The organism is Streptomyces sp. NPDC058620 (assembly GCF_042717135.1).
GTDB lineage: Bacteria > Actinomycetota > Actinomycetes > Streptomycetales > Streptomycetaceae > Streptomyces.
Window position 1 is genome coordinate 83,652 of record NZ_JBHXQO010000015.1, and the last position, 13,173, is coordinate 96,824.

The 13,173-nt window shown below is 73.0% G+C and carries 6 protein-coding genes; all 6 read right to left on the reverse strand.

Translation table 11 applies throughout. The features are described 5' to 3' along the window. Positions 1-2: 2 nt before the first annotated feature. On the reverse strand, positions 3-842 hold the full coding sequence (locus ACFWSK_RS17265) for a mycofactocin-coupled SDR family oxidoreductase (protein ID WP_383786400.1): 840 nt from the start codon (positions 840-842) through the stop codon (positions 3-5). Beyond that, the gene (locus ACFWSK_RS17270) at positions 839-1,564 is read right to left on the reverse strand and encodes a thioesterase II family protein (RefSeq protein WP_383786402.1); all 726 of its coding nucleotides are present in this window, start codon (positions 1,562-1,564) and stop codon (positions 839-841) included. Before ACFWSK_RS17270 ends, ACFWSK_RS17265 begins: the two co-directional genes overlap by 4 nt. A gap of 82 nt (positions 1,565-1,646) precedes the next feature. Beyond that, complete coding sequence (locus ACFWSK_RS17275) at positions 1,647-2,948, reverse strand: M18 family aminopeptidase (protein WP_383786405.1); 1,302 nt, start codon at positions 2,946-2,948, stop codon at positions 1,647-1,649. Continuing rightward, positions 2,945-8,413, reverse strand: coding sequence for a MupA/Atu3671 family FMN-dependent luciferase-like monooxygenase (locus tag ACFWSK_RS17280; protein ID WP_383786407.1), 5,469 nt, complete (start codon positions 8,411-8,413; stop codon positions 2,945-2,947). The genes ACFWSK_RS17275 and ACFWSK_RS17280 overlap by 4 nt, the downstream gene beginning before the upstream one ends. 260 nt (positions 8,414-8,673) lie before the next feature. Further along, positions 8,674-11,808, reverse strand: a complete 3,135-nt coding sequence (locus ACFWSK_RS17285) for a type I polyketide synthase (protein WP_383786409.1) — start codon at positions 11,806-11,808, stop codon at positions 8,674-8,676. Continuing rightward, entirely contained in the window at positions 11,750-13,093 is a 1,344-nt protein-coding gene (locus ACFWSK_RS17290) for an MFS transporter (protein ID WP_383786556.1), read from the reverse strand. The genes ACFWSK_RS17285 and ACFWSK_RS17290 overlap by 59 nt, the downstream gene beginning before the upstream one ends. Positions 13,094-13,173 lie beyond the last annotated feature (80 nt).

A 13,173-nucleotide genomic window follows, 5' to 3' on the forward strand; every position in this document is an offset into this window, starting at 1 on the left:
CTTCAGCGGACGGTGAAGCCGCCGTCGACCGTGACGACGCTGCCCGTCACCCGGCGGGACTCGTCCGAGGCCAGCCACAGCGCCGCGTCCGCGACGTCCCAGGGCTCCACCAGGGTGTGCATCGGCTGGTCGCGCACGAACGTCTCCTCGTGTTCCTCGACCGGCACCTCCAGCGAGCGGGCGATCTCGGCCAGCATGCGGCCCTCCATCGCCTCGTCGTCCCGGACCGAGCCGGGGCACACCGCGTTGACCCGGACCTTGCGGGGCGCGTAGTCGAGGGCGACGGCCTTCGTCAGGCCGACCAGGCCGTGCTTGGCGGCGACGTAACCGGCGAAGTGCCGGTAGCCGACCAGTCCCGCGGTCGAGGCGATGTTGATGATGGAACCGGAGCCCTGGGCAGCCATACGGCCACCGACCGCCCGGATCGCACGCCAGGCACCTCCCAGGTCCACATCGATCATCAGCTGCCACTCGGACTCGTCGATCTCGTGCGCGGGACGGCCCGAAGGGGCCGCGATCCCCGCGTTGTTGACGAGGACATCGATCCGGCCGAAGCGTTCCTCGGCGTCCTCCGCCACCGCCTCCAGCGCCGCGAGATCGCGCACGTCGGCCTGCCGGGTCAGGACGGCGGCGCCCGCCGCCCGGCACAGGTCCGCCGTGTACGCGAGCTGGCCGGCCGAACCGAGCGGATAGGGGACGCCCGGCAGGTCGGCCGCCACGTCCAGCAGCACCAGGTCCGCTCCCTCCCGGGCGAAGGTCAGCGCACAGGCCCGGCCGAGCCCGCGGGCCGCCCCCGTGATCAGGGCCGTCCGCCCGGCCAGCCGGGCGCCGCCGCCACTCACCGGTCCTGCGGGGCGCGGAGCCCGGCGGCCACCAGCTCCAGCAGCTCACGCGGGTGTTCCGCCAGATACATGTGGCCGCCCGGCAGCTCGGCCACGGTCAGCCTCCCCATCGTCGCCGCGCCCCACTGCGCGGCGTCGGCCGCACCGACCAGCGTGTCCGCACGGCCCCTGAGCGAGGTGACGTCCACCGCCAGCGGACGGTCCGAGGACGGTATGTACGTCTCGTGGAGCCGCACGTCGGCCCGCAGCGGCGGCAGCAGCAGCTCCCGCATCTCCGGGTTCTCCAGTGCCGGATGGGCGTACCCGGCGAAGGTCCTCACCCGGGCCACGAACTCCTCGTCCGGCAGCTCGCCCGCCCGGTCGGTCCTCGGCGTCCACGGGCCGGGCGAACCGCTCACGACGAGGCCCTCCAGCCGCAGCCCCGCGTTGTTGGGCGCCTGCTCGATCCGGTGCGCCAGCTCGTACGCGAGGACGGCGCCCATGCTGTGCCCGAACAGCACCACCCGGCGTCCGGAGACCCCGAGCGCGGCCGTGACCTGCTCGTACGCGTCGGTCACCGCCGGAACCGCTGAGGTGTACGCGGCCTCGGCGAACCGCTTCTCCCGGCCCGGCAGATGCACCGGCAGGACACGCAGCCCGTCCGGCGCGGACGCCTGCCACGGGGTGAAGAACGACGGCCCCGCCCCGGCGAAGGGCAGGCAGATCAGGACGGTCTCTTCCACGGTCTCTCTTCCGGTCGTCGGGCGGGGTCGTTGCGTCGGGCGGGGTCGTTGCGGAGGGCGTGCGGGCGGAGCGGCTCTCCGGTCAGCCGGCCGTCATGAACTCACCGAGGATGGCGGACAGATACCCCGGATCGTCCGCCCCGCACAACTCGCGTGCCGAGTGCATGGACAGGCCGGGCACCCCGACGTCCACGGTCGTGACCCCGAGCCTGGCCGCGGTCAGCGGACCGATCGACGTCCCGCACGGCATGGCGTTGTTGGAGACGAACGGCTGCCATGGCGCACCTGCCCGCTCGCACGCCGCGGTGAACATCGCGACGCCCGTGCTGTCCGTGGCGTACCGCTGGTTGACGTTGACCTTGACCGTCGGGCCGCCGTTGGGCAGTGGGCGGTGGTCCGGGTCGTGGCGCTCCGCGTAGTTGGGGTGCACCGCGTGCGCCATGTCGGCGGACACGCAGAAGGAGCCCGACAGGGCACGCGACCAGTCCTCGCCCGAGCCGCCCCGTGCGGTGACCGTGCGGCCGAGCACCCTTTCGAGCAGCGGGCTCTGGGCGCCCGTCTCCGAGCCGCTGCCCACCTCCTCGTGGTCGAAAGCGGCCAGCACGGGTACGTAACCGGGCTGCTCGACGCCGGTCGCGGCAGCCACCAGCGCGGTGACGCCCGCATGCACCGAGATCAGGTTGTCGAGCCGGGACGCGACCACGAACTCCCGGTCCGCACCGAGGTATCCGGGCGGCTGGATGTCGTGCAGCATCAGGTCCCAGGCCAGGACATCGCCCGGCTCCTCCTCGGCCGCCGCAGCCACCCGGCGCAGCAGCGCACCCTCCTCCGGGTCGCCGAGCGCCCACACCGGGGCGATGTGGCGCTGCCGGTCCAGGGCGACACCTTCGTTGACCGTACGGTCCAGGTGGATGGCCAACTGCGGTACGCGCAGGAGGGGTTCGTCGATCTGGACGAGCTTCGTGCGGGGGGCGCCGTCCGGGCCGCGCAGGGCCAGCCGGCCGGAGATGCCCAGATCGCGGTCGAGCCAGGTGTTGAGGGGGACGCCGCCGTAGATCTCCACGCCGATCTGCCGCCAGCCGGCCGAACCGGTGTCGGGGTTCGGCTTGATCCGCAGGTTCGGGGAGTCGGTGTGGGTCCCGACGATCCGGAAAGGCGTGCGGGCGGGGGCGTCCTCGGGGGCGTACCAGGCGATCAGCGCGCCGGCGCGGGCGACGAAGCACCCGCCGGTCGCGCCGGTCCAGTCGTCCGTTCCGCGCAGCTCGCGGAAACCGGCCTTCTCCAGTCGCTGGGTGGCGCTCGCCACCGCGTGGTACGGCGAGGGGCTGGCCGCGATGAAGGAGAGCAGGTCGTCGGTGTGGCTGCGGTGGGGGGCCGGCGTCATACGGCTTCCGCCTTTCCGGTGTTCGGCAGTGACTGCGAGGGTGAAGGCACTGTTGGTTCGGGGCGTTCTCCGTGCAGCAGCTCCCTGACCGGCCGGTCAGGACGCGCGCAGAACTCTGCGAGCAGGTCGGTGTAACCGGTGAGGAGCCGTTCGGCGGTGTCCCGGTTCCAGAGGTCCGAGGAGAACTCCAGGAACGTCCGATAACCCATCGCAGGGTCCCGCCGGGGCGCAAGTCCGAAGCACAGCTCGCTGCGGGAAAGCAACGGTGCGAGGTCCTCCACCTCGACCCCGAGCCCGGGGATCTCGATGTCCGTGTCGACGGAGTTCTGGAAGGCGAGCACGTGTGGAACCCGGTCCGGTACGTGCTCCGCGCCCGCGTCCCGCATCGCCTGCATGATCCTGGCGGTGGGCAGCACATGCGCCATGGCACCCAAGGCACCCGCACCGGTACGCACGGCCAGCTCCGCACAACTTTCCCCGGGATTGGCTGAATCCAGCCGTACGCGGACCATGACCGCGGTCGACGTCATCGCCACCAGAGACTCGTACGCCGTGCCTTCGCGGTTGGCGTACGGAACGCTGAGCAGGATGTCCGGTTCCCCCGAGAGCCGGGTCAGGAACACCCCGAGGGCCGTCGCCGCCACCGCGAAAGGCGTGGTGTGCAGGGAGCCGGCGAACGCCTCCACCGCCGCGCGCAGCTCGCCGGACGCCTCCCCGCGGACCGTGTCGCCGCGCCCGCTGAGCGTCGTGGGACGCGGATGGTCGGTGGGTACGGGGACCCCCGCCGGCACCCCGTCGAGATAGGCGGCGCAGTGCGCGGCCCGGCGTGCCTCCGTCCCGGGATCGTGCTGGGCGCGCTGACGGCGGGCGTACTCGGTGGGCTGGGCGCCGGGAGCGGCCAGCCCGTGCGGGACACCGGCGGACGCCGCCGTGTAGAGCGTGGCGATCTCGGCGAGCAGCAGGGACAGGGACCAGCCGTCCGCGGTGATGTGGTGCAGGACGAACATCAGGGCCCAGCGGTCCTCCTCGATGCGCAGCAGCCGCAGTGCGGGCAGGGCGGGGCGGGCGAGATCGAAGCTGCTTCCCGCCGTCTCCCGGCACAACGCGTCGGCTCGTTCCCGCCGCTCGCCCGGCGGCAGCCCGGTCAGGTCCTCGACCGGCAGGTCCAGCGGCGCCGTCGGGAGTACTTCCTGCCACCAGGCGCCGTCCGGGTCCTGGACGAAGCGGGTGCGCAGCGAGTGGTGGCGGGCGATGACCTCGGCGAGCGCGGAGCGCAGCGCGCCGGGGTCCAGGTGGCCGGTGAAGGTGATGCGTGTGGGGACGTTCCAGACCTCGGGGTGGGGTACGGAGTGATGGCCGGCGATCATGCGGGCCTGCTGGTCGCTGACGGGCGCGCGGTCGACGGGTGTGCCGGGCCCTTCGGCGGTCTCTGTCGTCTCCGCTGTGCCCGCTGTACCCGCTGTACCCGTTGTGTCCGTCAGCTGGCGTGTCATGGCCCGCAGCGTGGCGTCGGAGAAGAAGTCGGCCATCGGGTAGTCCACTCCCAGCGCGTCACGCACCCGGTTCACCAGGCGGATGGCGGCGATGGAATTGCCCCCGAGGTCGAAGAAGTTGGCCGTGCCGGAGAACCCGCGGACGTCGAGGACCGACTCCCAGACCGTGCGCAGGATCGCCCCGATGTCCCCTTCGGCGTCCTCCGCGGTGTCCGCCGGAGGATCGACCATGTCGGCCAGCGTCTCGTCCAGTTCGGTGAGACAGCCGCGTACGGTCTCCGCGTCGAACAGGTCCGCGTCGTAGCGCAGCCGCAGGCGCAGCCCCGCATCCGTGCGGGTGGCCATCAGCGCCAGCTCCAGCGGAGCCGACTCCGTGCCGGCCGCCACCTCCTCACCGCGCAGGCCCGGCAGCTCGATCCGGGACAGGGCCGCGGTGTCGAGGTCCACCGACACGGTGATCAGCGGGCGGGGGTTGCCCGGGTCCGGATGTCCGTCGGCGAGCAGCGCGTCCATATCGACGTCGCTGTGCTCGTCGGCCTCGAACAGGGCCCGCCCCGTGGCCCGTACCGCCTCCGCGACCGGCGTGCCTTCGGGCAGCGACACCCGCAGCGGCAGCAGCGCGACATGGAAGCCGACCGTGTCCCGGGTGGCGCTCGTGCGCCGCCCGAACGTCGAGCCGAGCACGAACTCCTGCTGTCCCGAGCGGTGCCGCAGGACAAACTGCCAGGCCGTGCACAGCGTCGCGAACAGGGTGACGCCCTGCTCCCCGCTCCACTCCTGGAGCCGCGCGGTCCGCTCCCGGCCGATCCGCACGGCCTCGGCGCCCCCGCGCCCCGCGACCCGCCGCCCGCGCGGCCGGTCCGTGGGCAGTTCGAGCACGGGCGGCTTCTCACCCAGCCGCTCACGCCACCACGCGAGGCCGGCCTCATTCCGGGGCGGTTCCGCCGCACCGAGCGTCGTGCCCGCGGGGCGTGCGAAGACCGGCGCCCGTCCCTCCACCGCGGCCCGGTACAGCTCCTCCAGGTCCGTCGTGACCAGCGCCGCCGAGTGGGCGTCCGTGACGATGTGGTGCATCCCGAACACCAGCACATGGTCGTCGGCGGCCAGCCGGATCAGGCGGGGGGTGAAGAGGGGGCCCTCGGCCAGGTCGTAGGCACGGGTGCTCTCCTCGGAGAGCACCGCTCCGATCGCCTCCTCGGCCCGCTGCCCCCGCGCATCGGTCACCCGCAGCGCCGCACGCTGCCCGTCCCGAACGACCTGGAGCACGGTCTCGTCCCGCTGCCCGGTCCGGAACACCGTGCGCAGCCCCGCGTGGCGGTCGACCAGTCCGTCCACGGCGGTGCGCAGCGCGGCTTCGTCGAGCGGGCCGTACAGCCGTACCGCCTGCGTCTCGTTGTACGCGGCGGGGTTGCCGAGCAGCGAGGAGGCGAGCCAGAGCCGGCGCTGGCCGGAGGTGGCGGGCGCGACCACCTCCCGTACCCGTGCCCGCTCCCGTGCCCGCTCCTCCTCCCGCTCCTGGGTGCGGCGTCGCAGCACCTCCAGCTGACCGAGCCCGGCCCGTAACTGCTCCCCGCTCACCCCGAAGTCGACCAGTGCGGCGATCTCGTCGACACCCGCCCGGTGCAGCGCGTCGACGAACGGTGCCGCGGTCTCCGGCGAACCGATCAGTGCCCGCTGGTCGCAGTACCGGTCGTAGGCCCGCCGGAACAGATGGTCCAGGTCCTGTTCGCTCGCCGCCGCCACGTCCTGCGGGCTGTGGCCGAGCGCGCCCGCCGCCGACCGCATCAGAAGTGAGGCACGCAGATAGCGGCTCATCGGCTCCCGCGCCTCGGCCCGCGCGGTGTCGTGGTCCGGCGCGAGGTAGGTGTGCACCAGGACGGTCACCCGGCCCGCGTCCGGGTCGAGACCGCACCGGGTCCGTACGCGCCGGTAGTGCGCGATGTTCTCGGCCAGCTCGTCCACGGTCTGGCTCATCAGGTTGGTGACGATGCCGAGGCCGCGCCGGGCCGCCTCCTCGTACGAACCCCGCTGCCCGGACGTGGCGAGGAACATCGGCGGCTCGGCCTGCACCGGCCGGGGATGGGTGCGTACGCCGGTCTCCGAGCCGTCCCCCGTCCGGCGCCGCACGGCCTCGCCGCGCCACAGCGCGCGCACCTCGTCCAGGTGCGCGAACGCGATCTCCCTGCGGTCCTCGAACCGGTCCGGGTGCAGGGCGAAGTCCTGGACGTGCCAGCCCGTGGCACACCCGATGCCTACCCGCCCGCCGGACAGGTTGTCGACGACCGACCACTCCTCCGCGACCCGCACCGGGTCGTGCAGCGGCAGGACGACGGATCCGGCGTTGATCCGGATGCGGTCGGTCTCGCGCGCGATCGCGGAGGCGAGGACGGCCGGGTTGGGGAAGAGGCCGCCGAAGGAGTGGAAGTGCCGTTCGGGCAGCCAGACCGAGTCGAACCCGTGCGCGTCGGCGAAGCGGGCGGTCTCGAAGACCGTTCCGTACGCCTCCGGGGTGTCGGCGCTCTCGGGGTGGTCGCCGAAGAAGTAGACACCGAAGCCGGGAGCGGGCCGGGGTTCCTTGTGCCCGTCCCGCGCGGGCTTCAGGGGCTTCGGACGTTTCGGAGCGGGGAAGAAGCCGCCGTCGCGCAGTTCGCGCAGGGACCCCTTCACCGCGTCCGAGATCTCCGCGACGTCCTCGTCCGTGTGCGCGGTGGAGAGGTAGAAGCTGCGCCACTCCCAGACGTACAGACCGCGCAGCAGCAGGTGGTGGTAGAGCAGCTCCATGTCGGCGCGGTGGGTGAAGCGGAACATCGATCCGAAGTGGGCGAGATCCAGGGGGAACTCCTCGTCCCTGAAGAAGGCGTTCAGATCGGTGGCGAGCGCGTCCGTGCGGGCGTTCAGCCGGTCCTGGAGTGCCGGTCCCCGTTCCTTGAGGTGGGTGAGCACCGCCCTGGCCGCCGCCATGGAGAGCGGGTGCTGCATATACGTGCCGCCGATGAAGGTGGTCTCGTGCGGGGGCCCGCTGTCGTCCCCGTACCTCCAGAACCCTCCGTCGACCCCGTCGAGGAGGTCGGCCCGGCCGGCCACCGCGCCGACCGGGAAGCCGCTGCCGAGCGCCTTGCCGTAGGTGGCGAGGTCGGGCACGACACCGAAGTGGTGCTGGGCGCCGCGCGGGTGCGGGCGCAGACCGGTGAGCATCTCGTCGAAGAGCAGCACGATGCCCCGGCGTTCGGTGAGGTCACGCAGCGAGCGCAGGAAGTCCACCGGCCGGAGGCCCGGATTGCGGCACTGGACGGGCTCGACCAGGACGGCGGCGATGCTGTCGCCGAGCGCGGCGATGGTGTCCAGGGCCTCCTGGCTGCCGTACTCCAGCACGATCAGCTCGGCGACGGCCGAGGCGGGGATGCCGCGCGAGACGGGTACGGCGTGGTGGTCCGGTCCGCCGGGCCGGCCGAGTACGGAGTCGATGTGCCCGTGGTACGAGCCGCGGAACATGACCACCTTGTCGCGACCGGTGGCGGCGCGTGCCAGCCGGACGGCCGCCGAGTTCGCCTCCGTACCGGAGCCGGCGAAGGCCACCCGTTCCATCCCGGTCAGCTCGGCGAGGAGCGCCGCCACCTCGCCGGTGTCGGGGGAGCGGGGGCCGAAGCGGAGCCCCTGGGAGAGGTGGCGCCGCACGGCATCGGTCACGAACTCGGGCTCGTGGCCGAAGAGCAGCGCACCGAATCCCATGGTGATGTCGGTGTAGTCGTTGCCGTCGACATCGGTGAGGTGGGCACCGCGTGCCGAACGGGCGGCGATCGGATACAGCATTTCCTTCGTGGCGCCCCGGAAGCCGACGACGGCCCGGCTGTCGGCGAGCACCGGCCGGTGCTGCTGGGCGAGGGCCTTCGAGGTGCCGGTGCGTGCGGTGAACCGGCGGACGAGGGAGGCGGTGTGGGCGCGTTGGTCCGCGTCGGCCGCTGCTCCGGCCATCCCGGCCGACGGATCGACCAGGAGGCGGGGGCCGTGGGAGGCGGGGGATGCCGGTAACGCCGGTAACGCCGGTAACGCCGGTAACGCGGGGGACGCCGGTAACGCTGGGGCTGCCGGTGGGGGGACGAGAGGAGCCGGAGATGCCGGTGGAGGTGCCAGGGGTGGCCGGGGAGCCTGGGAGGCCGCCGCCAGTTGTTCGGTCAGCCGGCGGGAGAGCGCTGCGGCCCTGTCCACCGCGGCGGCGGAACCTTCCGTCTCGCTCATCGGCCCGTCGTCCCGGTGGAACGGCCGAGGAGGGCGACGGCATCCGAGAGCTGGGTCAGCATGGCAGCCTGCGTCTGCGCCAACTGCTGTATCTGACGCGCCAGTTCATCGATCTCGGCGCGCGTCGCGCAGACGGCTTCCCCGCCCGTGACCGCCGGGGCGGCTGCCGTCCGCACCGGCTCCTGCGCCGTGCGGCTCACTATGAGCCCGGCCGCCAGGCGCGGTGTCCCCGCCTCCTCCAGGATCTCCCGCATCGAGATCTCCGTGCCGAACTCCGCCTCCAGCTGCCGCACCATCCCGATGAGCTGGAGCGAATCCGCGCCCAGGGCGACGAACGACCGGTCGGCACCGATCTCCGACGGCGCGTGGCCGAGATGGCGGGCCGTCAGCTCCAGCACGCGCTCCAGCACGTGCTCCGGCGCCCGTTCCCGTACGGCCTGTTCGGTCATGTCGTCCTCCGTCGTGCGTCCGTGGGTGTGCGGGGATACCGGAACCGGTGGTGGACCGGTCCAGTACGACTGATGCCGGAACGGGTACGTCGGCAGCGGCACCCGGCGGCCGCCGCAGCCGTCGAGCAGCGCCCGCCAGTCGACCGCGACGCCCGCGCAGTGCAGCCGGGCCACGGCCTGCTCCCACCGCTGTGTCGGTACGCGCACGGCGTCCGGGAGCGCGCGGCGCACCATGCCGGTCAGGGTGGCGGACGGCCCGAGCTCGACCACCACGGGAGCGGCGCTCCCGCCGGTCCCCTCCGGTGGGCCGAGCGAGGCGAGTACGGCGGCGAAGTCAGCGGTCGTGCGGGCCTGCCGGACCAGGTAACCGGCGTCCGGCAGCCATCCCGGAGGGTGTACGGCTCCGTCGAGGCCGCTCACGAACTCCAGCCGCGCCGGACGGAGTTCCGTCTTGTCGGCGGCGACCCGCAGGGCGTCGAGCACCGGGTCGAGCAGCGCCGTGTGGAAGGCCCGGTCCACGTCCACCCGCTCGTACGCCTCGCCGCGGGCCGTCAGCAGGGCCCGCGCTTCCGCGACCGCCGCCGGGGGACCGGCGACGACGTGATGGGCGGCCCCGTTGACCACGGCGAGCTCCAGGCCGTCGACCGCGGCCAGTAACTCCCGCACCCGCCCGCGCGATACGAACACCGCGAGCATCGCGCCGACGGCCGAGCCCCGCTGCATCAGCCGCCCGCGCCGGCACAGCAGCCGCATCCCGTCCTCCACCCCCAGGGCCCCGGCCACGCACAGCGCCGCGTACTCCCCGACGCTGTGCCCGGCCACCCGCGAAGGGACGACACCGAGCTGTGCCCACAGTCCGGCCTGGGCGACCTGGAGGGCGAACAGGGCCGGCTGCGCGAAGTCCGTGTCCCACCGCTCGGGCCCGTGGCCGTCGACGACACGGGCCAGGAAGTCACCGCGCCCCGTCTCCCGCTCGTACACCCGGGCGCAGGTGGCGAGTGTCGTGGCGACCTCGGGGAAGCGGGCCGCGAGCCGGCCCGCCATGCCGGGGTGCCCGCCGCCCTGCCCGCTGAAGAGGAAGACGGGCTCGGCCACCCGCTCCACCACTCCGCTCTCGTACGCCCCTTCGGCCGCCGCCCCCGACAGGAAGGCGTCCAGCCCCGCGACCGGGTCCGGTGAGGTCACGACCAGCCGGTGCGGCAGGAGGCGCCTGCCCAGCGCAGCCGTGACCAGCAGATCGGCGGGCGCCGGCACGGGCCCGCCAACCAGCCGCTCGCGGAAGGCGCGGGCGTAGGCCACGAGCGCCTCATGGCTCGCACCGGACAGCGGGAGCAGCCCCGGGGCCTCGGCGGCCGCCGGGCGGACGGGCGGAGCGGGGGCCTGTTCCAGGATCACGTGCGCGTTCGTACCGCCCATGCCGATGGAGTGGACCCCGGCCCTGCGTACCCCCGGCAGCGGCCACGCCAGCTCGCGGTCGGGTAGCAGGAACGGGCTCTCCCCGGCAGCGAGGGCGGGGTTGGGCCGGGAGAAGTTCACCAGCGGGGGAACCACCCCGTGGCGCAGCACCTCGATCGCCTTGACGAGCCCGGCCAGCCCGGCCGCGCTGTCCAGATGGCCGATGGCGGGCTTGGTCGAGCCCAGTGCGCAGAAACCCGTCCGGTCGGTGTCCCGGCGGAACGCCGCTGTGAGGGCGGCGAATTCGATGGGGTCGCCCTTGAGGGTGCCCGTGCCGTGCGCCTCCACGTACCCCACGGAACCGGCGGTCACCCCCGCGGCATCCAGCGCGCCCAGCACCGCGTCACGCTGCCCGGCGACCCCTGGAGCGGCGAAACCCCGCTTGTCCGCACCGTCGTTGGTGACGGCCGAGCCGAGGATCACCGCGTGCACGGTGTCACCGTCGGCGAGTGCCCGGTCGAGCCGCTTCAGCAGGACGGCCACCACACCGTTGCCGCCGACGGTCCCGTCCGCGTCCGCGTCGAAGGCCCGGACCGTTCCGGTGGGGGAGAGTGTGGAGCCCTTCACCCGGTGATGCCCGGTGACCTGCGGTAAGTGCAGGGCGGCGGAGGCCGCCAGCATCAGATCGGCGTCGCCCGCGCGCAGCGCCTGACAGGCCAGGTGTACGGAGACCAGCGCACTCGAACAGGCCGTGGCCACATTGACGGCGGGGCCGGTGAGGCCCAGCCGGTACGCGGCCCGGTTGGCCGCGAAGTCCGGGTAGGTGCCCACCTGGACCTGTTTGTGGGTCATCCAGTCGCCGGACCGGACCTCCTCGGTGAGGTTCCCGGCGAGATAGCTGTGCAGCGAGTACAGGCGGTATCCGGTGCTCCCGTACACCCCGGTCCGGACGGCGGGGTCCGGCTCCGCGTAGCCGCCGTCCTCCAGTGCGTGGAAGCAGCACTCCAGCAGGAGCCGCTGCTGCGGATCGGTGAGCGTCGCCTCCCGGCCGCTCATCGCGAAGAAGCCGGCGTCGAACGAGTCCACGGAGTCCAGGAGGGCACTCGCCCCGGTGAAGCCCGGCGCGGTGTAGTCCTTCTCCGGCACCCCGGCGGCGGCGAACTCGGCCGGGGTGAAACGGCGTACGTGCGAGACACCGGCGCGGATGTCGCGCCAGAACTCCGCGGTGTCACTGGCTCCGGGGAGTCTCAGCGCCGTCCCGATCACCGCGATACGGTTCTCCCCCACGTGCGTCTTCCCCTTCGCCCGCCCTGCCCCGCCCCGGTTCTGCGCGCCGCGGCCCCACCGCCCGGATTCCGGGCGCCCGCAGCCCCGCTACCCGCGGTCGGGCCACCCGAAGCAGGAACGCCAGTGCGACCACGATGGCAGCCCCATGGGACCACGCGACCACTGTCAGGGGGCTGTGCCCGTCGAGGGCCGCGGCGACGAGGATCATGCCGACACCGAAGCCGAGGTTCTCGAAGGTCGCGGAGAGCCCGAAGGCGTGCCCGCGCGGTCCGGTCGGCAGCGTCTGGAGGTGCGAGGTGTACGACACCTCGGTCAGCCCGTCGGCAGCCCCCGCGACCAGCGCGACGACCGCCGTCGCGGCCGCCGGGAAGCCGGCGAACGCGAGGATGAAGGCCGAGGACATCACGACCGTCCCGTAGCCGAAGCCCAGCGCCCCGACCGCCCCACCCGTGCGCTTCGTGTACCGCTGGATCACCTGCTGGGCCGCGACGTTGCCGAGCGCCCACAGACACCAGAACGCGCTGACGAACACGGCGGGGTTGGCCGTGTCCACGTCGCTCGAATAGACCGGGAGCGCCGCGTTGTGGGAGGACGAGCCGAAGGCGTCCACCCCGCGCAGCGCCACCATGAGGCCCAGACCGGGTGCGGCGGCGAGCGCGAGGAACGCGACCGGCTTACGCCGTCGTCCCGTTCTCTCCCGCGCCGCCGCCCCCTTGGCCGGCCGGTCTGCCGGCCCTCCTTCGGTACGCCCGCCGGAATCCCCCTCCGAATCCGGCGATGCGTCCCCGCCTCTGCCTCCCCCCGCGATCGGCAGCAGAGCCACCGTCACCGCGCAGGCCACAAAGGTCGCCATGTCGACCACGAAGGCCGCTGTGTACCCCACCAGGGACACCACCACACCGGCCGATGCGAAGCCGGCCACCATCGCCAGCGAACGCCCCGTGATGGAGAGGGAGTTCGCCCAGGCCCTGCGGTCCGCGCCGACCATCTCGGGAATGGAGCTGCGCAACGACACCATGAAGAGCGTCCCGCACGCCCCGATCACCACCGAGACGGCCACCAGGGCCGTCGTCCGCAGCCCGTCCGGCGCCACGATCAGCAGCAGCATCACGGCCGCCTGCGCCACATTGGCCCAGAGCATGATGCTCTTCGCCGGGAAACGCGCGAGCAGTCCGCCTGCCGTCAGCCCGGCGACGAATCCGGAAGCCAGCCGCACCGCCATGAACAGGCCCATGGCGAGCGCTCTGCCCGTTGTCGCATAGACGAACAGATTGAGCGCCACCATATTCAGGAAGGTGCCGTACGAGGAGACCGCGTAACCGGCGACGAGGATTCGATATCGCCGTTCCGAACGTGCCGCGCTGT